16 protein-coding genes are annotated in these 25,428 nt (G+C 46.2%); 8 read left to right on the top strand and 8 right to left on the bottom strand.

Annotated features, from left to right (window positions below):
• Positions 1–43: 43 nt before the first annotated feature.
• The 7 genes from AC5ZC7_RS05460 to AC5ZC7_RS05430 form a co-directional block, all read right to left on the bottom strand.
• On the bottom strand, positions 44–1,228 hold the full coding sequence (locus AC5ZC7_RS05460) for a redoxin domain-containing protein (protein ID WP_496160603.1): 1,185 nt from the start codon (positions 1,226–1,228) through the stop codon (positions 44–46).
• 29 nt (positions 1,229–1,257) lie between these two features.
• The gene (locus AC5ZC7_RS05455; RefSeq protein ID WP_496160604.1) at positions 1,258–3,435 is read right to left on the bottom strand and encodes a carboxy terminal-processing peptidase; all 2,178 of its coding nucleotides are present in this window, start codon (positions 3,433–3,435) and stop codon (positions 1,258–1,260) included.
• Between the two features lie 156 nt (positions 3,436–3,591).
• The gene (locus tag AC5ZC7_RS05450; RefSeq protein ID WP_496160605.1) at positions 3,592–4,419 is read right to left on the bottom strand and encodes a hypothetical protein; all 828 of its coding nucleotides are present in this window, start codon (positions 4,417–4,419) and stop codon (positions 3,592–3,594) included.
• 25 nt (positions 4,420–4,444) lie between these two features.
• The gene (locus tag AC5ZC7_RS05445; RefSeq protein ID WP_496160606.1) at positions 4,445–5,932 is read right to left on the bottom strand and encodes a RagB/SusD family nutrient uptake outer membrane protein; all 1,488 of its coding nucleotides are present in this window, start codon (positions 5,930–5,932) and stop codon (positions 4,445–4,447) included.
• A 22-nt stretch (positions 5,933–5,954) separates the two neighbouring features.
• Positions 5,955–9,605 (bottom strand): SusC/RagA family TonB-linked outer membrane protein, encoded by a 3,651-nt coding sequence (locus AC5ZC7_RS05440; protein WP_496160607.1) that lies wholly within the window; start codon positions 9,603–9,605, stop codon positions 5,955–5,957.
• A gap of 78 nt (positions 9,606–9,683) precedes the next feature.
• A complete protein-coding gene (locus AC5ZC7_RS05435) occupies positions 9,684–10,811 on the bottom strand; it encodes a FecR domain-containing protein (protein WP_496160608.1) in 1,128 nt (375 codons plus the stop codon).
• Complete coding sequence (locus tag AC5ZC7_RS05430) at positions 10,795–11,406, bottom strand: RNA polymerase sigma-70 factor (RefSeq protein WP_496160609.1); 612 nt, start codon at positions 11,404–11,406, stop codon at positions 10,795–10,797. Before AC5ZC7_RS05430 ends, AC5ZC7_RS05435 begins: the two co-directional genes overlap by 17 nt.
• A 392-nt stretch (positions 11,407–11,798) precedes the next feature.
• Here AC5ZC7_RS05430 and AC5ZC7_RS05425 point away from each other — a divergent pair, with 392 nt between their 5' ends.
• The 4 genes from AC5ZC7_RS05425 to AC5ZC7_RS05410 all read left to right on the top strand — a co-directional run bounded on the left by AC5ZC7_RS05425 (position 11,799) and on the right by AC5ZC7_RS05410 (position 14,604).
• Positions 11,799–12,602, top strand: coding sequence for an SDR family oxidoreductase (locus AC5ZC7_RS05425; protein WP_496160610.1), 804 nt, complete (start codon positions 11,799–11,801; stop codon positions 12,600–12,602).
• A gap of 62 nt (positions 12,603–12,664) precedes the next feature.
• Positions 12,665–13,516, top strand: a complete 852-nt coding sequence (locus AC5ZC7_RS05420) for a sigma-70 family RNA polymerase sigma factor (RefSeq protein WP_496160611.1) — start codon at positions 12,665–12,667, stop codon at positions 13,514–13,516.
• Between the two features lie 31 nt (positions 13,517–13,547).
• Positions 13,548–14,075: a DUF3237 family protein gene (locus AC5ZC7_RS05415; protein ID WP_496160612.1), complete on the top strand. Its 528-nt coding sequence runs from the start codon at positions 13,548–13,550 to the stop codon at positions 14,073–14,075.
• Positions 14,076–14,115: 40 nt separating this feature from the next.
• Entirely contained in the window at positions 14,116–14,604 is a 489-nt protein-coding gene (locus AC5ZC7_RS05410; RefSeq protein WP_496160613.1) for a DUF1905 domain-containing protein, read from the top strand.
• 84 nt (positions 14,605–14,688) lie between these two features.
• Here the strand turns inward: AC5ZC7_RS05410 and AC5ZC7_RS05405 are convergent, their stop codons facing one another.
• Positions 14,689–15,735 (bottom strand): linear amide C-N hydrolase, encoded by a 1,047-nt coding sequence (locus AC5ZC7_RS05405; RefSeq protein ID WP_496160614.1) that lies wholly within the window; start codon positions 15,733–15,735, stop codon positions 14,689–14,691.
• Positions 15,736–15,893: 158 nt separating this feature from the next.
• Here AC5ZC7_RS05405 and AC5ZC7_RS05400 point away from each other — a divergent pair, with 158 nt between their 5' ends.
• From AC5ZC7_RS05400 to AC5ZC7_RS05385, 4 genes are all read left to right on the top strand, one after another.
• Positions 15,894–16,541, top strand: coding sequence for a hypothetical protein (locus AC5ZC7_RS05400; protein ID WP_496160615.1), 648 nt, complete (start codon positions 15,894–15,896; stop codon positions 16,539–16,541).
• A gap of 61 nt (positions 16,542–16,602) precedes the next feature.
• On the top strand, positions 16,603–19,059 hold the full coding sequence (locus AC5ZC7_RS05395) for a zinc-dependent metalloprotease (RefSeq protein WP_496160616.1): 2,457 nt from the start codon (positions 16,603–16,605) through the stop codon (positions 19,057–19,059).
• A gap of 126 nt (positions 19,060–19,185) precedes the next feature.
• Positions 19,186–21,678 (top strand): zinc-dependent metalloprotease, encoded by a 2,493-nt coding sequence (locus AC5ZC7_RS05390; RefSeq protein WP_496160617.1) that lies wholly within the window; start codon positions 19,186–19,188, stop codon positions 21,676–21,678.
• Positions 21,679–22,002: 324 nt separating this feature from the next.
• Complete coding sequence (locus AC5ZC7_RS05385; protein ID WP_496160618.1) at positions 22,003–25,413, top strand: SusC/RagA family TonB-linked outer membrane protein; 3,411 nt, start codon at positions 22,003–22,005, stop codon at positions 25,411–25,413.
• Positions 25,414–25,428 lie beyond the last annotated feature (15 nt).

Here is a 25,428-nt window from a genome sequence, read left to right as displayed (position 1 = left end):
AGCAAGCGCGGGGCCGTTGTACAGTGTTGCAGGAATAGTTTTCTTATAGTATCGTAGCGGATAATTTTTGCTCGAGCTGATCATCCATAAGATCCATGGCTACCACTTTACCGTTGGGATCTATCAGTATGTTGGATGGGATAGCTGTAACACCATATAGTGTGGCGGCAGGGTCTCCCCAACCTTTCAGACCAGATACATGGAGCCAGTTCAATTGTTCTTTATCGATAGCTTTTATCCATGCGTCTTTTTTGGAATCGAGGGAAACGCCGAGGAGTACAAAGTTTTTGCTTTTATACTTTTCATTGGCTGCTTTCAGAAAAGGAATCTGGCCTTTGCAGGGGCCACACCAGCTGGCCCAGAAGTCTATCAGTACATATTTACCCTTAAAATCAGCCAGGGATACTTGTTTACCATTCACGTCGGCGAGGGTAAATACGGGTGCATCAGCGCCTACCTTAGGACGTTTCGAGGCGTTGGCCGGGGTACCTTCACCCAGGCCGAGGCTTACCGGAGCCGTATCTACTTTACCCGGATGTTTATAGCGCATCAGAATGCGGGATGCCTTTGCATGTTCACCGAGGCCTTCGTAAAGGGCCTCTCTTTCTTTATCGCTTTTGATATAGCAGGTCAACAGATAGCCTGTAAGACCGGAGTTGGGATTGGTTTTAATCCACTTTACCAGTTTTTGATGCAGGGCGCTATCCAATACCATACTTTTCCGGGCAAGAGAATCCGCCATATCTTCATCTCCCAGCTTTACTGCGGCAGCATAAGCCTGTTGCAGGTTTTCCAGTTCCTTACCTATTCCTTTCCCGTTATCCACCATATCCATCACTTCTTCATTTTCCTTTACCCAGGAAGAACCGGTGAACTTAGCACCGGTGAGGCCATCGCCTTTCCCGGTAATCTTCATATCTCCTTCTTCCACATACATCACGTTTGCACGGTTGGGGGTATAAGAGGTGCCGATGATCAACAGATACATGCTGCCGCCTTTAGCCATCGGCATATTGATGTTGAAACCATGGTTCTTGATACGTGCGCTGTCTATATCGCCGGAGTAGGGCTCATACAGGTATACCATGGTATCATTCGGCAGCTTGTCAATTTTTGCGGTAATCCTGGCTACTTTTTTATTGTCATTCTTGAAAGTGATGGGTTGTTCCTGCGCCAGTGCCTGCAAGCTGCCGGCACAAAAGAGAAATACAAGCAATTTTTTAATCATAATGCTATGCTTTAAGTGATTTTAAGTGTCTATAACTGATTGGCCAACATATCATCCAGTACGGATACTGTTTGATCCAAATAAATATCCTTGCTGAGTTTTTCTAACCAGGCTTTGCTGCGTAATTCGTCTCCGGGTGTGGTTTGAAGCGTGGCAGGATTAACACTGCGTGGCAGCGCGGGCAGCACCTGCAACGTATGACCTACAGGTAGTAATTTGTTTTGCTGAATAAGCTTTTCGCAGCGCTGTAATGCGCTATATTCCTTTCTGAAGTCTTCCAGCTGGAGTGGCATTACTTTACTACGGAGCCACTTTAGCTGCGCCATATTATTGTCGATATCCATTAGCGCTGGTGTGGCTTTGATGCGTGCATTCGCCAACTGGATTACTTTCGTAAAATTGTAGTTGCTTTTCACTCTTTCAAAAGGCAGCAATTTCATGGTATCATTAGGTAATGCAGCGCTGTAATCCTTCTCCATAATGGATTCCAGCGACATTCTTTTTTGCAGGATAATATCCGGTGTAACGCCATTCAATTGTGTAGCGGTGCCGCTGATACGATAGAATTTTTGCAGGGTGAGGTTCAGCGTGCCATAGGCGGTATCTGGTATATTTTTAGCAGCATCGCCGGATTTACCCAGGGCGAAGCCGGATTGTGCGGTGCCTTTGCCAAAGGTAGAACTGGTACCAATGATAATACCACGGCCCAAATCCTGCATGGCAGCAGAGAATATTTCTGAAGCAGACGCACTGCTTTCATCTACCATTACGGTAAGCGGACCATCATACAGTGGTGACATAGCGGGAGAAGTATATCGCTGCAGGCTATCCCTGGAACGTAACCAGGAAACGGGGCTGGAAGGTACAAAGCCGGCACACATCCGCACTACTTCATGGAGGGCACCGCCAGGGTTGCCGCGAAGGTCCATGATGATACCATCTATTTCATTTTCCTTCAGCTTTTCTATTTCTGTCCACACATCGCCGGCACAACCTCTAAGGCCTGTTCCGGTTGGATCAACGTAAAAATTGGGCAGATAAATGTAGCCGTATTTTTTGCCATTCCTTTCAATCAGTGCACTCTTTGCCCTGTTTTCGGTATCCAGTACTTCATCTCTTTTCAGGGTAACGGTTCTCACCTGTTCACCCGGCTGCTGCAATTTCAGGGTAACAGAAGAGCCTTTATCACCTCGGATCATGGCGGTAACATGAGCAGCATCCATGCCATTCACGGGTACCATTTCGCCATGACTATCCATGATAGCTACTACCATATCATTCTCTTTCACTTCTCCGCTTTTATACGCGGTACCGCCTGGCATCATTCTTTTCACAATGAAGTCCGCTTCTTTGGTACCCAGCTCGATGCCAAGACCATAATAACGCTTGGTGAGCCTTTCCTGGTAGCTGCGATCATCCGGCGCAGCAAACGAGGAATGTGGGTCTATTTCTCCCACCATTGTGGACATGTATTGCGCGAACTTCTCTTTCATAGCGTCTTTTGACGTGCATTGACGGAAGTATTCTGCATACCATTTACGAACGCTTTCCCGTGATTGGGCTTCAATGGCAGGGTTGAATGCTTTAGTTTTTTGCGTAGCAACGGTATCTGCTTCCATGTAACGACGCAAAGTATAGTACTTGAGATTGCGGCGCCACAAATCTTCACGGGTCTGTTCATTAGCCGGGAATGGCCAGTTTTTATTCCAGGCCACTTCTACTGATTCCCTTTGCTGCATATTGAATGGCTGCTGCAGGATACGCGTACAGATACTTTCTGCTTCCCTGATGCGCTTGCTGTAAATGGCATAAACAGCGTCAAAGAAAGCACTGGATCCTACGTTTACTTCGTCATCAATCTGATTTTTATAGGCAGCTAACTGGTGAATATCTTCCTGTAAAAAAATATCATTGCCGGGATCCAGCAGATGAATAAATTTCTCCCAAACCTGCTGGCTATATGCATCGGTTACTCCCTGATAGCTGAAATGATCTTTCTTTATTTTTTTAAATGCAGACGCAATGGCGGTGCCACGATAACCGGGCTGGCTCACTTCCATCATGGGTGGTATAACCGGTAAAGATGACTGTACCGGCATTCCCGTGGGTAATGGTATGGATGCACGTGACTGCGCTATCACACAAGATCCTGTGAGGGCTGTAGCTGCGGCCAACAGCAGGATTTTTGTTCCCTGGCAAACTTTCATACGCTTTTTAATTAAGGCTGATAATTAATGAAGGCATTTCTATATAAAAGACAACGGTGGTCCTCAAAAGGGTGATGCAGGGGGAAAAAATAATAAAAAAAAGATACCTCCTGAAAAGGAGGTATCACTGCATGTATAATAGAATGGAAAAATACTTTAAGGAAGATTACCAATCGCCTGCAAATCGGTACCGTAATAATTTGTAAAATAATTAAGGATGATATTATACCGCTTCCTAACCAATCCTTTCACATCAACAGCCGGGTTCAGTGGCTGCCCTGGCGACGTGAGCGCTGTATAGGAATTACCTGTAATCATTTGAATATATCCCAGATAGTCGGTAGCCACATTCAGCTGTGGTCTTTGTCCAACGAATTCAACGACGCCGGATGCATATTTATTTACATCGTTGATGCTGCCATAGGCCGTTGGGGCGGTAGTCAAAAAATCGTCGGGTATCACCAAAGCGCCCGCGCGATAAGCCCGTTCCATGTAAGTCCGGTGGGTTTCTGCACGCAATTGCTTCAACTCTGCGGCCGTTTTCGTTTGCAGCGTACTATTGGTACAACCGAAAGCCAGCATGCTACTGGTAGATGCGCCGTCTTTCAACCTACCGAGGGTATCTACTATACGGCTGGCCAGCAATATCTTTAATGGCATTGTTTTTTGTAAGAACGCTTCCGAATAACCATGGAACACTTGTTGCTGAAGAAATATCAATGCCGGCGAAATATAAGCAGGATCTCCCATATAGGCCGTATCTGTCCTTTTGTCGATATAGTTATAATTGAAATCGCGTTGTGTAAATTTATATAGTATGTAGCTACCATATTGTTTATGAAAAGCAACGATGGTATCATCATAACTATGATTGCCCTGCGGCAATTCATACATTGGCGGTGGCGTAGGATCTGGTGTGATGCTCGCTTCTTTATGGCAGGCCGCTAATATTATGAGTGTGGCTATCAGAAAATATATTCTCATCACTGATGTTTTACAATTGGAAATTTTATTGAGGCATCCTGGTACCGCTAAACAAAGGATTTTGCACCAATGACGTGTTGCGGGAAATTACCGCATCCGGAATGGGCACTACATAGGAAGGATCATGCGCCTTCAGCCGGAACACCTGTGTGGTAGCCGGATCAGGCATAAAGATGTGCTTGATGGATGGCATCCCGTAACGGCGAAGATCCATCCAGCGATGATTTTCTTCCATGAACAGTTCCCTTCTCCGTTCGGTACGGCACATCTGAAGCAGGGTATCGGCAGGGCGTATGGTCCAGGGTTGGTAAGAGGCCTGGTCCATCCTGGTGACGCGAAGTGCGTTGAGATTAGCCAATGCTTTGTTAGCGGCACCTGCATCGCCGGTAGCTTTATATTGCTGGATAAATGCTTCTGCACTGTTGAGGTATGCTTCCGCACTGCGCCAGGAAATGCCCATTTCCTTTGCACCGCTGTAGGGCTGCGCTTTGTTCGATGCATAATCCGTGGCAATAAATGGTTTCATGAAAGGAGGCGTTGCTGAAAAAGCTACCTGCGCCCGGAGATCATCTTCCGCGAAACAACCCGCCAGGTCTGCTGACACGTCATAGACGGCCGCAATGCCTGTGGGACTAAATTCAGGCGGCCCGCTATAGGTAAATATGCTCTCCACATTTTTGGCACCAAAATACGGCTTGCTAATAGGATCTATATCACCCCAGGTATTCAGGTTCATGAGCTGGGGATGGTATGCCATCACCACCGCTGCATGCTCAATCACTTTGTCCCATTTCTCCATGTAGAGATAAATTCTGCTGGCCAGCAAATGTGCCGCGACAAAAGAAATGCGATAAGGTGATGCATTAGACTTTCCTTTATCCAGGAAATAAATAGCACTATCAATATCTTTGGAGACCTGATCATATACTTCTTTTACCGAATTTCTTGGCAGCGGAACATCTGTGAGGTTGCCGCTGATTCTGATGGGAATTCCCGGACTTTTATCCGGCGTGGTAGTAGAATCGTTGTATGGCTTTGCATAAATATTCACCAGCATAAAATGATAAAATGCACGCAAGGCATATGCCTCTCCTTTATACTGGTCTCTTTCTGCTGCGGAGCCCGGGGCACCATCAATATACTGCAACACCACATTGGGACCGAGTATATAATGATAATACTTTTCCCAGGTGTTCAGCTCTGCTTCCTCGTACCCTGCTCCTGTGCTCTTCGCCACAAAATCGGGCTGCCATTGGTAGATGGCACTTGGTACCATAATATCTGAGGCGGTACCGGCATTTACGGGAGACACATAACATTGTATATCATCATCAAGAAGAAGTCTCCATGTTTGAATAGCAGCAGTCATCGAAGGATATCCATCTGAATATAATATTTCGCCATAGTCACTCACTGTTTTAGGAACCAGATCGGTTTGAGAGTATTCGGCCAGGAATTTCCTGCAGGACATCATACACAAGGCACCTGTTATAACGAGCAATATTTTTTTCATGTCAGCAATTTGAATAGTTACATTATAAAGCAGCACTGAGAGAGAACGCATAAGTTCTGGACAGCGGTAAAGCACCGTAGCCGGAATTTACATCGCCTACTTCCGGATCTTGCCCATTCAGTTTACGATTGGCAATCGTGAAAACATTGTTCACGTTAAATCCAACGGATAAATTCTTTACGCCTTTCCCAACCAGGTACTTTGTTGGAACCGTATAGCTTACCGCCATCATATTGCAACGGAGATAATTATTGCGAATGGTTCTGATATCAGAAAGATTGTAAGCCGCATAAGGATTGATGTTGATGGCCGCCCCTGCCGTGTTGCTTAAGCTGGCTTGCTTGAAGTAAGGCACCACCAACCACATGTTAGTGGGAATATCACTGACGATACCCGGAATATTTGTTGTCAGCTCGTCTCCCGGTTTGCGCCAGCGATCGAAATAGGAAACAGGTACATTTGCATACGGAGAAGGAACAGAGTTATAATTACTCCCCAGCACAAACGGACTGTTCAAACGTTTGGTACTACCTAAACTAAGATAGAATGCACTGGTGAAAGAGAATGATTTATAACGGACCGTGGGCGACAGGTTCATGTAAATTTTAGGCAGGCTTTGTCCGGAATAAACCAGGATATCATCGGGATTGGAGGTGACCACTTTCCGATCCATCTTACCGAACAAAGGCATCCCGTTTTTATGGTTCAAACCAGTAAACTGGTAAGAATAAAAACCACCTACCGGACGGCCAGGCAAATGTCCGGAGCCATCAAACAAGGAGGCGTAAGTAGGTTGACTTACCGCACTGGCCAGTGTACTCTCCGTTTTGGAGGCCGATGCGGTAAGGGAAACTGTGGTATTTTTTCTCCTGATGGCCATCACGGTGGCAGACAGCTCCCAACCCCGGCCATCAATTACACCTATGTTTCTATACATCGAGTTCCTGCCGTATTCATAGGGAATACTTACATTGTCGAGCAAATCCACGGAGTGTTTGATGTAGTAATCGAAGGCTGCTGTTAGGCGGTTATCAAAAAATCCTATCTGCGTTCCGATATTCCACTGATAGGTTTTTTCCCAGCGGAGATCCGGATAGGGCAACGATTTAATCTGCATATATGGCAACAGCGTACGGCTGTTCTTATCATTATCGTTCATATAACTTGCTACCAGGTTAGGCCCTACCGCTGTTACAGCATTGCCTTGTGTGCCATAGGACGACTTGATCTGCAATGCGCTGATTCCTTTGGTAGGGAACCATTTCTCTGCAGATACATTCCACTGTCCGGAGATATCCCAGTTAGGTAAAAATTTTGATTTCGTGTATTGTCCGAAACGATTGGTAGCATCGGCCCTGATAGTACCATACAAGGTATAGCGCCCCGCCATGTTATAACCCGCAGTCGCAAAAACCCCCATACTGTTATTACGTTGGTCTACTTCTACCTGGCTGTTGATCCTTTCTCTCCCAAGTGGAGACGCGTAAAAGGTTTTTCCACGGTCCGGAAAATATCCGGCCTCCCTGCTGATAGTCCCATCAATTTTAGTGGAAATAAGCTCCTGGTTCAGGCTAATATTGAACAGGTCACGGCCTTTGAACAAATCAAGACTATAATCAATTGTATTGGTGGTGGATACCGTCACCATTCGCTGATTGTTAAACGTTGCCACGCCGCCAACAGGTAGCTGTGAAAGGGCCACCTGCATGTCTGTAGGCGTAAAATCCAGGTTCCATCCACGAGTCAGGGCTGCGGCGTATGACTGCTGGTCGTACCCTACCCGCCCCGCTGTACTGTTTATCACTGCGCTGGATTTGTTACGCAGGGTGAGTCCCTGGGTCAGTTTATAATCCAACTGAACGGACAATACGGTGTTCTGTGTTTTGCTGGCGTTAAACGTATGTTGCATGTCGTTCAACATATTAAATACAATCGGAGGATTAGCAATTGGCTTTAAATCATGTCCGCCTGAAGCCACCTCACTACCCTGGAATACACGCGCCATGGGATAAAAGTCGTTGGGATTAAAACCCCGGTTAGTCTGTAATGCATAGGTCATTGGCGCCACCGTGGGGTAAAAGCTGTTGGCATCCATATAATCTCCACTCATAGAAAGGTATATGTTCAGTTTCTTTCCTACCTGACTCTGTAAGTTGAATAATGCATTATATTTTTTGTTGCCATCACCAATGGCGCTGGATCTATTATTTGCATATCCCATAGAAGCACGGTAAGTAGTTTTGCCTGCACCTCCGCTGATGCTTAAGTTATGCTGCATATTGAACTGATTCCGGAATAATACCTTGAACCAGTCTGTATTACGCGCTTCCATCTGAGCCACATTACTATTGAACTGATCTTCTGTAATCTGCCTCATATACAACGCACGCAGCTGTCCTTCGTAAGAAACTGTTTCCGGAAATCCGGTGTAAAACCCCGAAAAAATAACGCCATCGTCCTGCAGCTGTTTAGACAATTCCACGCGCTGTTTCGAGTTCATGAGGTTAAGATGGCTATAATCAGGACGCTGCTGGAAAGAAAGATTTGTACTATAATTCACCTGCATGGGACCCGCCTTTCCTATTTTGGTGGCCACCACAATCACCCCATTGGCAGCTCTTGTACCATAGATAGACGTAGCCGCCGCATCTTTCAGGAAAGTGATGCTTTCCACATCAAAAGGACTCACCCCACTGATAGCATTGCCCATCAGCTCAAAGTTAGATGCTGCCGCCCCATCAATCAGGTTATTGAGTAAAGCGTTGGACACGTCTACCGGCTCAGGGCGGATCACGCCATCTACCACCCATAATGGCGATGCATTACCCAACAAAGTGGATGTTCCCCTGATACGCAGGGTAGCCTTGGCATTTACGCCCCCGGAAGTATTCATCACCATCAGGCCTGGTACCTTTCCCTGCAACATTTTATCGATGGTAGGCATCCCTGGCTGCATGATTTCTGCAGCGCTTAACTTCGTCACCGCACCGGTAAATAAACGTGGGTCTATCTTCTGATAACCATTTACGATTACCTCTTTTATTTCCTGTACTACCGAGTCCATCTTAAACACCATTGCTCCCCCTACTTCTTTGTCTACTTTGTAGGTAATGGTTTTCATACCTACACGGGACAGGCTGATCTGCTCATCCACCCAGGGCATGAGCAAAAAAGTTCCATCCCCCTGGGTAATGGTCATCTCTTTGGATGTAAGCCCTTTGATACTTACACCCGACAAAGGGTTACCAATTTTATCAGTAACCCGGCCCTGTATGATCCTCGCTTCTTTGCCAGGCACCTTGCGCTTGTCGGTTTCGTAAATCACTACACCATCCATCACGCCACTGAAGCCAAGACTGGTATTACTCAATATCTGCCTTAGCAACGCTTCCAGCGTTACGTTAGTCACCTTCACGGTAACCTCCGGCTGCCGGCCTATCACCTCTGTATTATAGGTGAATCGTACCTTCATCTTTTCCCGGAGGTCTTTCAATACTTTACTAAGGGACATATGACTGGCTTCGTATGTTATTCGTCTCGACAAAATTTCCTGTCCGGAATTATCCTGTGCTGTTGCTGTATTCAGGAACAACAACAAGAGGAAGAACGGACCATACAAGACAAAGCTCTTCACATCCTTCCGGAGGAAGGACAGCGCGGTTAGTTTTCTCATTAGTGGTTGATATTACGGTTTAATCAGGGCAACGGACTGTTGCCTGCATGCTGCCTGATGACTGATTTTTAAATGATGTTAAGGCTTTTTATTTTTCATTGTTACATGTACAGTTCTGTCTTCCACCTTAAATAAAAGGTCGCTGCTACTCCGGTTAATCTGGATAAGCACTTCCTGTAAATAAGAAGGCCTGTGCATAGCTAGCGTAAATTGCATTTTAGCAGCAGCCGGATCATCGAATATAAAATTGTATTCGTAGCTACGGGATAATACTTTAGCGATATCTGACATTGGTGCATCATCGAAGAATAGCTCTCCATCTTTCCATGCAGTAAAGGTGCCGGCATCCACCGTATGTTTACTCAGGGCGCCTTTACTGTAAACGGATTGTTCTCCGGGCTGTAAGGTAACCTGGTTACTATTGGCAGCTACCAGGAGCTTACCACTGGCAAGGGTAGTGACTACATTTCCTTCATACGTATTCACATTAAAAGCAGTACCCAACACTTTCATTGACAACTCTCCCACATGCACTATAAATGGCTGATGTGAATTGGGCGCTACTTCAAAAAACGCTTCTCCGTTTACATATACATCACGTGTACTGCCGTGGAATGCTTCCGCATACACCAGTGTGGTAGCCGAATTCAGCAACACGTTGGTACCATCAGATAATTCCAGGCCATATTGACGCCCCAGTGGCACCACCAGTGTATCCTGCAAGGGCGGTACTTCCTGGCTGTTTCCTTTGGTATAGGTGATAGCGGCAGAATCGGACTGAATCTGTGTGCCGCCTCCCTGCGGGATGGATTGTACACTATTACCAAGCGTGACTACACTACCTGCACGTTTTAATATTATATTGCCGGAGGGGGTAGCAGTGGCCAGTTCATTGGGGCGATGCTTGCGCCAGGGCGCCAGCATCCATATCCCTGCACCTACCGTGAGTACCAGCAAGGCCGCTACCAACCGCCTGATGATGACCAAACGGCGTACGCGTCCCCTTTCTTTTGCTGCCACAAACCGTTTCCACATTACCTCTTCAGAGAACTTGTCTTCATGTAATCTTACCTGCATATCCACCGTTGCAGCCAGCAACTCCCGCTCCTGTTTATTCAGCGACTCCACAGCGCCGTTGCCATCCAGCACTTCCAGCAGCTTGTCCCAGTCTATCTGCTTATCATCGTGGTCATTTGTATGCATCATACCTTATAATTAGGGCAACCAATTTTTCAAAAAGGGTGAAAGTCGTCATCATTCTGAGAAATAAACCCAGGAAAGTGGCGTTCACCATCCAACCACACTCCTTCCGCATGAACTGTAAGGCCAGTTTTATCTGTGTTTTTACTGTGTTGATAGAAATGTCCAATGCCGTTGCTATCTCCTTATACTTCAATCCATCACGGTTGCTGAGCAGAAATATCCGGCGGCGCTGCTCGGGTAAGCGGTTAATAGCTCCCCATAATGCAGCTTTACGCCGCTCTTCTTCGGAACGATCTGCTTCCGGCGTATACGCTATCAGCTCTTCCATCTGATGTACCTCCATTAACTTTATTTTGCCGTTTTTTTTCAGATAATTGAGCGCCGTATTACGAATAGCATACACCGCATAACTCTTAAAGTCATACCTTACCTGCAGCACATCCCGCTTCTTCCAATAATTCAGAAAGAAATCCTGTACAATATCCATGGCGATATCTTCATCCTTCACCATATGATATGCTACCGCACACAAATATTTACAATGAAGCCTGAATTGTTCCTCAAAAGAAACTGCTTCTTCCAATCCCGGTTGATGCATAGTACACTTTGTGTCTTCATTTTTTCCGCGAACAAAGTATTGAAAATTCCCGAACTATTCTTGTCGACGACGGCCAGCAGCCTTTCAAATGATCTTCATTTTGCCTTTCTAACCTACTCCTCTCTTAAAAAGACAATGGATGAGTAAAAAACGGGTGAAGGCTGCCCCACTTTTTTTAAAACTTTTTTATTTTCCGTCAAAATGGCTCCGCTCACCCCTGCAATTTCTTTATGGCTTATGGTAAAACGGCCGGCTGGCAGGAAAAGGTGGGAGCAGCTGCTTCCACCTTTTTTGTTATAGCAAACCCGCCAGGAAACCGTCTTTCTAAATTATTTTTCAAAATCCCGATCGTTTTGCGCTGCTCAATCGTCAAAAAGAGAAAGCAAAGCAACATGAACAACTTAAAAGACAAAGTAGCCGTTGTATTTGCGGCATCGGGAGAAGTAGCAGGCGCCGTTGCCCGCGCATTCGCCCAACATGGCGCAAAAGTGTATGTAACCGCCCGGAACCTGGCCGCAGTGCAAACATTGGCCAACAACATCATCGCCAATGGAGGCCTTGCAGAAGCCGGCAAAGTGGATGCCCTGCAGGAAACTGAAATCGACCAATACCTGAAACAGGTAGTGGCAGACAACGGGCGACTGGACATCGTGTTCAACGGTATCGGCAGCTACTATAAAGATGCCGGTAGTGGCATTCCTACCACCATCGCCACTTTTGAGCAATTCTTAAACCCGTTACAAAGAATCTGCGGATCACAGTTTCTCACGTCGAGAGTAGCCGCCCGGTATATGATCCAAACCCAATCTCAAGGCACCCTCCTCTTGTTTAATGCTTCCATGGCAAGAACAAAAACCCCTAACATGGCAGGATTCGCGGCCGCCTGTGCCGCCATTGAAGGGCTGACAAGAGTAATGGCCACCGAGTTTGGCCAACATGGCATCAAGGCTATCTGTATTTGCTCCGGCGCCCTCATGGAAACCCATAAGATCCAGGAAATGATCACCGATTTTTCCCAGAACGCCGGCATACCAAGGGAAACAATGGCGCAGCACTACACCAAATTTAATATCCTTCCCTCAGGGCCTACCTTAAAACAACTGGGCGAAACCGCCGCTTTCCTGGTTTCCGAAAATGGTAGCGCTTTTAATAGTCATATTGTTGACTTTGATGGCGGGAAAATAAATTTATTATAATATGTTTACAGGGTTGCAGATTAACTGCAACCCGCTTTATCACAAAGCACAAAACCGATCAAATGGAAAACACAGCCATCCTTCAACAAGCTTTAAATGGGGACATCAATTCTTTTCAATCCCTGTTTGCCGAATTTCAATCACCTCTGAAATCATATCTATATCGTTTATTAACCGATCGTAACGATGTAGATGACCTGATGCATGACACCTTCATCCGGGCATTTGATAAGATATCCACTTTTCACCAGGATTCCTCTCTCAAAACCTGGGTGTTTAAAATAGCCACCCATCTGGCCTATGATCATCTAAAGAAAAAAAAGAGATGGCCGGCAGATGCCCAGGATCTGGGAGCCACACTGGCAATTGGTACACCAGATATCCAACAATCATTCAGACTCGTTCATCAAACCAGTCCTACCGGTACTTATGAGATGAAAGAACATATCGATTTCTGTTTCACCTGTATCTCCAAAACCTTACCCATAGAAAACCAGGTAGCATTAATTTTAAAAGACATCTATGATTTCCCGGTCAAAGAAATTTGCCTTATTTTAGATAAAACAGAGGGAGTCATCAAACATCTCCTGAATGATGCCAGGAATACCCTGACCGATATCTTTGAGAACAGATGTGCTTTAGTAAACAAAAATGGTGTTTGTGACCAATGCAGCCAACTGAATGGAATATTTAATCCGAAACAAAATCAACAGGAAGAACGGATGAAACTGGAGCTGGTGAAAGCCTCCAAAAAATTCAACCGGTCAGAATTGTTTCACCTGAGAACTTTACTGGTAAAGGCGATTGACCCCCTGCATAGTGCGGGTACCGATTTGCAGGATATTATCATGAGATGTACCCGGACAGCCGTTGGCGATGTCAGTGATTTTTTTGACGCCACCCAAACCAAATAGTCATTTCATCTTAAAAAACAAAACCCTCCACATGAAAAAAGTACTGTTGCTCGTTCTTTTTTTCTCTGCTTGTTTTTCTTTCCGGATGCAGGCACAGGAACTTAATTCCGCGTTTTTGTTCAACCTGGAACTCACCCTTAACCCACCACAGGTAATTGGACCCGTATTAACAGGCACCCGGCTGATTTTCCCTTTCAAAGCAGGCACTGTAAAAGGTGACAATATCAACGGTAAAATAATTGACTGTGGCGGAGAATGGGGACTTAAAGTAGATTCGAATACGTTTAAAATGGATGTTCGTGCCACTATTCAAACCGATGATGGCGCCCTTATTTACATTACTTATACCGGCTATAGCTACGCCAGTGGAAAAAATGCCGCGTTAATGCGCGAAGGAAAAGGTCATGAATTGTCCCCGAACGACTACTACTTCAGATCAGTGCCGGTATTTGAAACCAGCGCCCCCCAATATGCCTGGTTGAATCATACCGTGGCTGTTGGCGTAGGAAGTTTTCCGGCACCGGGTAAATTGATTTATCGCATTTATGCTATTAAGTAAGTACTGATTATTCGCTCGTTGGTACTAACTTTACATCGATATGGAAACACCACTTATTGATGCCGAAGTATTACTCGAACGTTTTGACGGCAAGGGCGGCTGGACATTTATCCGGCTGCCCGATCTGCCCAAAAGCCAGAGCTATTTTGGCATGCGTAAAGTTCGCGGCTTCATTGATCAGTATGAATTAGCTCCCTGTAATCTTATGCCCATTAAAAACGGCGTGATGATGTTACCGGTCAATGCTACTATCAGAAAACATATCAAAAAAGAAGCTGGCCAACAAGTAAAACTGATACTCTACTCATTAAACCCAACAAAAGAAATTATACCCGCAGATTTCCTGGAATGCCTCCAGGACGAGCCTGATGCGCTGCATCATTTTAAAGCCCTACCTACAGTAGAACAGGAAAAATGCCTGCAATGGATTATGGAAGTAAGCGTACCCGATGCGAGAATACAACGCATGGCAGATGCGATTAATCACCTGGCGGCAGGAAGAAGTTATTTGGGTACAAAAAGTAAATAAACATCGCATCATAAACAACAAAGCCGCCAGCTCAAAATAAGCACTGGCGGCTTTGTTATTCGTACAAAAATATATACCTCCCAATTACAACCCCTGAAACTTAAACGGCTTACTATCCACAAATGCCCCGACTGCATTACCCGCATACGTTTCTCCATTAATGAGCATCAATTTCTTTACGGGCGCATTAGCGGCGAAATTCACATCTTTAAAATTTACCCAGAAGGTATTAGGCGTAATAGTGGATTCAAAATAGTATACCAGGTTCTTTTGGTCTGCCACAGTTCTCCAGCGGGTAGAAGAAATATTGGGCTGATCCGGCGTTGAAATACCTAATGGCACAGAACAGTTCCTGATCACGCTGAAAACGCTGGCTGCTGCCAGGCGCATATCGGCTGTTTTGGGGATGGCTTCAATATAAAAAGAAGCTCTTACAAAGCGATCCGCCGCCCGGTTGGTGCCAGGTAACATCACGGTACCACCAATCTCCCGCCAGTATTCTTCTAATGCCAGCTGCTTCTCGAAAATTGGTGAATTGGTCATCACAGTATATTTTTTATCTTCATGGATCACCAGTTTTCCATCTACATATTCAAAAACAGCGTTATCGCCGGTGGCGTCAGAAACAGATAAATGGAGGGTAGCCGTTCTTTCCATGCCAGGTACATTGTCTGTTACAATAGTAAAAGGTTCGCTTCTCATGGCAGTGACTACTTCGCTCACGGTAGCATAATTATCCAATACATATTGTACCCAGGCGGCGATTGTAAGCCCCGGTTTACGATGATCCCATTCGGGGTACTTTGATTCTGCCAGCCAGAGTAAATTGGCTACCAATCCTTTTTCATTCATACCATCGGTACTGGAGATCTCGTAAGCAGATGCGATGACGCTGCCGTATTTGGAAGTCCATTTCACCGTATTGGTGCCTGTTTCCCCATTGCGGGCCATCCCACGCGGAAAAATCCAGAGATTGGTTTTAATATCTTCCTTCCAGTCCATTGAGCGCGCGGTTAATATCAGGCCATCCAGCCCTTTATACACCACTCTTGTACATGCTGAAACACGCTCCTGCCGGGTAACTCCCAACAATATTCCCAGTGTTAAAAATGTAAAAAAGAAGTATCTCATGTGAACATCATTTTTCATTTCTAAACAACCAATTTGTTGAAAAGTTCTGACAGGTAAACTATTAATCTTGTAAGATGCAGATTTTTTTTGGGTCCTCACTAGTTCATTTCCTTCCTACGCGTGTTTTACCAGCTATAGATTATTTCATAGCCAAATTTATGATGCTGCTTAGAAAAATAAATTATCTGCAGAAGGGAGCCCTGCTGCTATTCACCGCCACCACGTTGTACAGTTGCAGCAACGCCCGGAACGGCGCCCCTGGTGGCATAGAGATGCCAGAAAGGAGTATGTTGCCGGATAACCATGTTCCTAATATCGGAGATGACGCGGAAAGCGGTTCACTGGAATTAGCACCACCCGCCTTCCCGTTTGCCACACAATACGGCACGCTTCCTGTATCCGGCAGCCGGCAGCGCTTCGTTTTAATATCGTTACCGGATTCCGGCAGTGACGCCAAAGTAGCCGCCCTGGCAGATCGCTACCATTTCCTCGCTAACTCCCTGGTGGATCAGTGGGCCGGTCAAAAAACCGGTATCCTGCTCGATTTACGCAGCACGGGCCAACATGTTCAACATGCCAGCTTCATTACCCGCAACGCCCGCGCCGCATTCCCGGTGGTGTTGCTATGGGATGATGCTGCTGTTACAAGAGTAACCGGTTATTTCAGGATCATGGAAATAGTACCAGGCCTGCAACCTACCACATCATCCCTGGTAAATGACAGCACACTGGCATTATTGCCATTCGTTAGCGCACCTGCCAGACCACAACTCACCGCAGATCCCGTGGGCAGCTGTTTCCGGTAAAACGCTTATCCTGACTTCGTTTCCCCGAATATTTATTACCAACATCAATTTTTATTCCCTGATGAATCGCTATGCATATATTCCACTGGTAGTGGTACTGTCGTCCTGCGCTGTACTACAAGGTGGTAACAAAAAGAATAAAAAAAAGACGGTAGCTGCCACACCCACGTTTACGCCCGGGAAAAATGGCATCAGACCCTATCGTGAGGTGATTACAAAAGACCTGGTATCCCAACCGGGGCTATTCACGGTACATAGCACCAAAGAGATGGATACGGTTTACTTTGAAATCGGGCAATCCCTGCTGGGCAAGGATATACTGACCATCAACCGCATTCGCAAAGTGGGAGCAGGTTTGAAGGTATATGCAGGAGAAGAATTGGCCAATACTACCATCTCTTTCGGGAAAGGCCCCAATGAAACCCTTCTCCTGCAATATTATTATCATCCATCCCGGTCTGATTCGGGTAACATCATCGCCCGTGCCGTTAAAGGCGCCAACACGCCTGCGGTGATAGCTACGCTGCCCATCCGTGCTTATGGCAAGGATAGCGCCAGCTATGTGGTAGATATGACCGCTATACTGAAAGATCCGAACAGCTTTGTGAATAAATCTGACAACGGCGAATTAGAAAAGTTCCTGTCGGTGAGTGGCATGAAAGAACACGAGGTCATGGCAATCCGTGCCTACCCTGCCAACGTGGAAATTGCCATCAGCAAAAATGGTACAGCCTCCAAAACGCTGTACAGCAAAGAACCGGTGCCGGCTTCCCTGGAAACAAATACCTCCTTCATTGCACTGCCGGATAAGCCCATGCAGCCGCGATTTGGCGATGAACGCGTAGGATTCTTTTCTGATAATTATGTGGAATTCAGCGACCAGCAACAAGCCATTAAAAACCGGGACATCATTACCCGCTGGCGCCTGGAGCCTAAACCGGAAGACCGCGAACGCTACTACAAAGGTGAACTGGTAGAACCTGCCAAACCCATTCTCATCTATATCGATCCGGCTACACCCAAACAATGGCGTAAATACCTGATCATGGGGATCAACGACTGGCAGGCAGCCTTCGAACAGGCCGGGTTTAAAAATGCGATCTCCGCAAAGGAATGGCCGGAAAACGATACCACCATGAATTTGGAAGATGTACGTTATTCGGTACTCCGCTATTTACCATCCAACATCACCAATGCATACGGACCTAATGTACATGATCCGCGCAGCGGGGAAATCATTCAAACAAACATCTGCTGGTACCACAATATTGTAGAGTTGTTGCACGACTGGTACCTGATCCAGGCCGGGCCCAATGTTCCCGGCGCACAGCAGGCCGTATTTGATGAGGCACTAATGGGACAACTGATCCGCTTTGTGTCCAGCCATGAAGTAGGCCATACGCTTGGATTACGTCATAACTTCGGCAGCAGTAGTCAAACGCCGGTGGATAGCCTGCGCAGCATTACCTACCTGCGCAAACATGGCCACACCGCCAGTATCATGGACTATGCACGTTTCAACTATGTAGCGCAACCCGAAGATCATATCCCGGAAGAACTGCTGTTTCCCCGTATCAATGAGTATGATAAATGGGCGATTGAATGGGGCTATAAACTCACCAAAGCCACTACGCCGGCAGCCGACAACATCATCATGAGTGATCTCATCACCCAACGTCTGGCTGCCAACAACCGGCTGTGGTTTGGAGATGGAGAAACCCGCACGGGAGATCCCCGCTGTCAAACCGAAGACCTCGGTGATGATAACGCCAAAGCCAATGAACTGGGCATGAAAAACCTGGAACGGGTAACCACCCACCTGGAAAAATGGTCGGAAGAAGAAGGCATGACGCGTAAAAATATGAATCGCGTGTATGAAGCCATCATCAGCCAGTATATGAACTATATGCGTCAAACCGTTAACGTGGTAGGCGGCGTGAACTATACCACCGGGCTGGACGCCAACAATAAACCCTCTTATGAACCGGTGGCAAAAGAAAAGCAACTTGCAGCCGTCGATTTTGTGTGCCGGCATTTATTCACTACCCCTATGTGGCTGGTGGATTCCGCATTACTCAATAAATTCCAACTGCCCTATACCCGGAACTATATTGAAGATATGCAAATCAGGGGAGTCAGCATGGCATTAAGTGCGGCGAAGATCATTCCGCTACTCGACCTCACGAGGCGCTTCGGCCCGGAAAAAACCGTTACCGTAGAAGAGCTGATGCCCATCTTACGCCGGGCTATATGGCCTGATATGGACAGGGGCAACGTTGCCATAGACGCCTATCACCGCAATATGCAGAAAGCTTATATCGGTGCACTGTTCACACTGACTACCTCGAAAGAAAGTGAAATCAGTATGTCGGAAGCCGCCAGCATTGCCTACACAGAAATAAAAATTGTCACCACCATGATCACGAAAGCATTGCCACTGGCGGCTGATCCGGTTACCAAATTACACCTGGAAGATCTGCAGGACCGCATCAGGCGCTTATCTACCCTGGTTTTGTAAAAATACCACGACGCACTAGTTCAATCTTTCATAGTAAGTGTTATAAGACAGATACACATTAGTCACCCACATCCAACGTACGATTCCCCGATTATTACTTACCAAAAATCATTTCGTTCTCATACAATGAAACGCTACTACTACGTTTATATTCCGCTTGTTGCCGTCATGGCTTCCTGTGCCGTATTCAAGGGTGGAAACAAAAAGACAAAGAAAGCAACTACCGCAACCACACCAACGGCTACCGCTAAACCTGTTCCTGTACCGGGAAAGAATGGTATCAAGCCTTACAGCAGTGTCATCACACCCGGCCTGATCACACAAAAAGGGCTCTTCACGGTACACAGTACCAAAGAAATGGACAGCATCTTCTTTGAAATCAGTGATCAGCTGTTAGGCAGGGATATCCTCGTAATCAACCGCATTAAAAAAGCCCCCGGCGGCACTGCCTATCCCGGCGAAGAACTGGATAACAACACCGTTATTTTTGAGAAAGGACCCAATGAAAGTATCCGGATCCGTTTAAACCTGGTGATCAGCGATGCGGATTCTTCCAATGCAATTTATCGCGCGGTAACTGCTTCCAACCTGAATCCGGTAATCGCCACCTTCCCTATCAAAGCCTATGGTAAAGACTCTGCCAGCTATGTAATTGACATGAGCAAATTCCTGCGCGATGTGAATGCCTTCGTGAATTCAGGCGAAGGATTACAATCCATGAAAGCAGTACTCGATGTAAAAACCATGAAGGACCTGGAAGTTTCTTCCATCCTCGCGCTACCGGAAAATGTGGAAATTGCGATTACCAAGAATGGCATCACTAAACCTGTATCTACCGGCTTTTTTTCTCCACCCATTCCTCCACGCCCTGCTACACTCGAAACCAACACCTCCTTCATCGCATTACCTAAAAAGCCCATGCAGCGGAGATTTGTGGACGAACGCGTAGGCTACTTCGCTGACTACTATACACAATACGGCGATGCACAACAGAAAGTAGAAAAACGGGAATTTATTAATCGCTGGAGACTGGAACCCAAACCGGCAGACCTGCAGCGCTACCTGCATGGTGAAGTGGTGGAACCCGCCAAACCGATTGTATTATATATTGATCCGGCTACGCCTAAACAGTGGCGCAAATACCTGATCATGGGCGTCAACGACTGGCAGGCCGCCTTTGAACAGGCCGGGTTTAAAAATGCCATCATCGCGAAGGAATGGCCGGAGCACGATACTTCCATGCATATGGAAGATGTACGTTATTCGTTTATCAATTACTTCGCGTCGGAAGTATCCAATGCTTACGGACCTAATACCCACGATCCACGCAGCGGTGAAATCATTCAAACACATATTGGCTGGTATCATAATGTAATGCAGCTGGTGCACGATTGGTACATGGTACAGGCAGGCCCGAACGATCCGAAAGCACGCGCAGCTACCTTCGATGAAGAAACCATGGGGCAATTGATTCGTTTTGTATCCAGCCATGAAGTAGGCCATACACTGGGCTTACGCCATAATTTCGGCAGCAGCAGCCAAACGCCGGTAGACAGTCTGCGTAACGTCAACTACCTGCGTAAACACGGTCATACTGCCAGTATCATGGACTATGCACGTTTTAACTATGTAGCACAACCGGAAGACCACATCCCCCAGGAGTTGTTATTTCCACGTATCGGTGAATACGACAAATGGGCCATTGAATTTGGTTACAAGCTCAATAACGCGCCCACAGCGGAAGAAGACCAGAAAATCATGCGCAAGCTGGTCACTCAGCGCCTGGCGGCCAACAACCGCCTCTGGTTTGGTGATGGCGAAAGCCGTAAAATTGATCCACGCTGCCAGACCGAAGACCTCGGCGACGATGCCGCCAAAGCAAGTGCTTACGGTATTAAAAACCTGAAACGGGTAATAGCGAACCTGAAAACATGGACGTATGTAGAAGATGGTCACCGCGAAGCGTTAAAGAGCATGTATGAAAATGTAAACCAGCAATATCACCGCTATATCGTACATGTAGCTAAAAATATCGCCGCCGTACAGTATACTGTACGTGGCGACAATGATGATCAACCGGCTTATGTGGCCGTGCCTAAAGCCAAACAGGTGGCAGCGCTTAACTTCTTCAATGAAGAATTGTTTAATACCCCTATGTGGTTAATAGACCCTGCTATCCGGGACCTGGTAGCAAATCCGGCCGATATATCACCGGTAGATATCATGCAAACCAATACAGTTAACAGCATGTTGGATGTAAAAAGACTCAACTATGTGATGATGCTTGAACGTCGATTTGGTGCGGAGAAAACACTGGGCATCGCTGAATACATGTCGATTTTACATAAAGGGATCTGGTCTGATCTGAATAATGGTACCGTGAAAATTGATGCCTTCCATCGCAACATGCAGCAAACCTACCTGGGTGCGCTGTACAAAATTACCCGTGATGCGAAGCCGGAAGTAAGCGAGTCGGAGGCGTCTTCCATTGCGGCAGCCGACATTAAATATGTAGCTGCCCTTATTAAGAAAGCCATTCCACGCGCTACAGATGCCGCTACCAAAGCGCACCTGGTAGCCATGGACGAGAAGATCCAGTTACTCGGAAAAAAATTGTAATAAGTTTTCATAAGCAATCAACTATCCGGAAAATTACCTATGAATGTAAAGCCCCGCCGGTTTATACCGGTAGGGCTTTTATTTTTAGGTGTTTTGCTGACATTTTTTTTTAAATGACTAGTTCAATGCTTTCATCTGCGTGTTTTAATAAGTAATTTGCAGGGCAGTGAACAACCGCCATGCTAACAATATAACGGATAAGTTAGAATTGCCAACATCTACGTCAGCAGACCAGCAACGGATGGGCCAATTACAGTATCTCAGGAAAACGGGTACCGTAGCACCTGAAACTAACAACCAATAATCTAAACAGGGTTTAGTTACATGCGAAAAAAGAATGTTTTACCTCTCGTTGCAAAGAGAGGAGCTATGCAGCGGATACTGCATATGCCTTGCTTATTCCTTGCCGCCATGATACCGGGTACATTGCTGGCGCAAAAGGTGACTTTATCGGTGAATAAAGCACCACTGGAGAAAATATGTAAAGAAGTAGAGAAGCAAACCGGCTATTACTTCGTTTATTCCAAAGATCTGCGCGACACTGATCAAAAAGTCAGTGTGGAGCTGAAAAATGTGGAAGTTACTACCGCTTTACAGCAGATATTTCAGAACACGCCCTTTCGTTATGAAGTAACGAATAAGGTGATTTCTGTGAATACCAAACCTAAAGTAGTACGACCGGACAAGGCCACAGCTCCCGCGGCAGACAGCTTTACCATTACCGTGAGGGGGAAATTATATAACGGCATCAATACCGTACCACTGGAGAATGCTTCCGTTTCTTCTTCCTTTACTAAAAGAACGACGCTCACCAATGAAAAAGGCGAATTTATACTCAAGGGGGTGTTGCCGGGAGAAGAGATCATCGTGAGCTATGTAGGATATGAAAAATACCGGAAAGTAGTTACGGAACCGGAAATGGCCATCTTCCTGACGCCTTCCAACAACCTGTTGGACCAGGTAGTGGTAAAGGCTTACGGAACCACCAGCAAGCGTTTCAACACCAGTAATATTGTGACAGTAAGTGGCAAAGAGCTGGCGGATCTTCCCATACAAAATCCGTTACTGGCATTGGAAGGCAGGGTGCCAGGCTTACAGATTACCCGGGCTAATGCCTCTCCTACATCTCCCATAAAAATAGAAGTGAGGGGCAGGAATTCCATCAACAAATTTGTTTCCTCAGAACCATTATATATCATAGACGGCGTACCTCAAACAGTGATGGATCTAAATACGCGGGGCGCCGCCGATGCTGCCAATCCTAATGCCAGTATTATCTCCTTCGGTCTGGATCAGTCTATGGGTATGGGACAAAGTCCCATATTTGGTCTGAGCCCGGCCGATATAGAGTCTATCGAAGTATTGAAAGACGCGGGGGCCACCGCTATTTATGGTAGCCGCGGTGCGAATGGTGTGATCCTGATCACTACTAAAAAAGTAAAACCTGGTAACACCAAATTTTCACTGGCATTGAACCAGGGCGTAAAAAGTGTGATCCGTTACCAACCGATGCTGGATACCAAACAATTTGTGGCCATGCGCCGGGAATCTTATGCCAATGCAGGCTTAGTTCCTTCCAAAGTGCCAGGTAGTGCAGGTTACGCCCCCGAAATCATGGTAGCAGATACGACCCGTTATACCAACTGGCAAAAATACATGTACGGAGGTACCGGCCTTTATACCAGCGTGAACCCGCAACTTACGGGTGGTACCGCAAATAGTGCTTACCTCGTATCTGCTAACTATACCAAACAAACAGATATTACGCCTTCCAATTCCAATACCCAATCTGCCAGTGTGTTACTCAAACTGGATAACCACAGCAACAATAACAAATTAAAAACCGGTATCAGCGCCTTCTATCTCAGCTCCAACAATACTTCGCTGGGCAATGTGGGACAATCGGCTATCATGGCGCCGAATGCACCTGATGTGTTTGACAGTTTGGGTAACCTGAATTATGTGGCGTATAAAAAAGCAGGGATGGCCTTCCCATTTGCCGGGTTAAAACAAACAATGGTATCCAAAACTTCCCGCCTGAATGCCGGGTTTAACGTGGGCTATACATTGGCACAGGGATTAGACATCTCCACACAAATCGGCTACAATATATCTCATAATTCCGGCGACAATATCTCACCGGTAGCAGCTGCAGCACCGCAATCCGTAAGTGGTACACCCGCTTACGGCATTCATAGTAAGGGCACCACTCAGGTAAACAATCTCAGCGTGGAGCCACAATTGAACTGGAATAAGTCGTTAGGCAATGGCATACTAAATGTACTGCTGGGCGGCACCTACCAGGCTAACACCACTCAAACCACCTACATTCAGGGGTTTAACTACGTATCGGATGATATGATCAACAGCCTTGCCGCCGCCCCCACGGTAACAGTAAAAAATCAAAGTGGTCAATATAAATACATAGGGGCCTTCGCCGGCATTAACTATAACTTAGCAGATAAGTACCAGCTGAACCTGAGCGGCAGAAGAGATGGCAGCAGCCGCTTTGGACCAGGCAAACAATTTGGTAACTTCTGGTCGGCAGGTGCAGGATGGATTATCAGTGAAGAATCCTGGGCCAAAACAATATTACCTAAAGTACTCAGCTTCCTGAAAGTGCGTGCCAGCTATGGCCTCACAGGCAGCGATGGTGTAGGAGATTACCAATACCTGTCTCAATGGGAATACCTCATTAGCACCAACGTAGCTACCAATGTTATTTCCGAGTACAATGGCGTCACGCCTTTAATGGAAACACTGGCTGCCAATGAAAATTTTCACTGGCAATCCAATAAACAGCTGGAAATCGGTCTGGAATTCAGCTTCCTGGATAAATGGAACTTTACAACCGACTGGTACCGCAACCGTTGCAATAACCAGTTAATCGGCTATCCATTACCGTTTTTCACCGGCTTTAATAGTATCACCGCCAATTCAATAGCCAATGTACAAAACTCCGGTTTTGATTTTATGGCCAACACCTCCCTTATCAGAAACAAAAACATTTCCTGGGATGTCAACTTCAATTTCAACATCCAGCGAAATAAGTTACTGTCCTATCCTGGCCTGGAACTCTCCCCTTATGCCACTATATATAGAATTGGAGCATCTTTAAACAACATCGCCTTATATCATTACCTGGGCGTAGATACTAAAACTGGTTTAGGCAACTATGTAGATGCGAATAATGATGGAAAAATCAATACCAACAATAGCGAAGCTCCCGGCACCGGTACGGATGACAGGATCCGCTTCCTGGATCTGAATTCTGTATTCAGCGCAGGTTTCTCCAGCTCATTCCGTTATAAAAACTGGAGCATCAGCCCTACATTTAACTTCAAACGGGGGTATAAAACCATTGGATACAACCAATACGGGATGATTAAAGATGTGAATATGTCTGCCTGGCAATATAATAACCGCTGGACACCGGAAAATAACCAGGCGTTACTTCCTCCATTAAATGCTGCAGATGCAACAGAAGCGAGCCGATTTACTTCGTCTGATGGAAACTATACGATGACCAATATACTACGGCTATCCAGCATGCGGTTATCCTGGTCAATGCCTACTGCTAAAGCCATGAAAGCACATATGCAGGGGCTGTCATTTCACCTAAGCGCTGATAACCTGTGGCTGCTGACCAACTATAAATCCAGTATAGATCCTGATATTCTGGGTGGAGTACCATCGATCCGCACTGTTACTTTAGGTTGTAATGTTTCTTTCTAATACCAATCACCGCAC

The sequence above is a fragment of the Chitinophaga sp. 9-1-y genome (genome assembly GCF_059511905.2).
The sequence above is the reverse complement of the archived record's forward strand: the minus strand, read 5'-3'. Positions and strand labels throughout refer to the sequence as shown.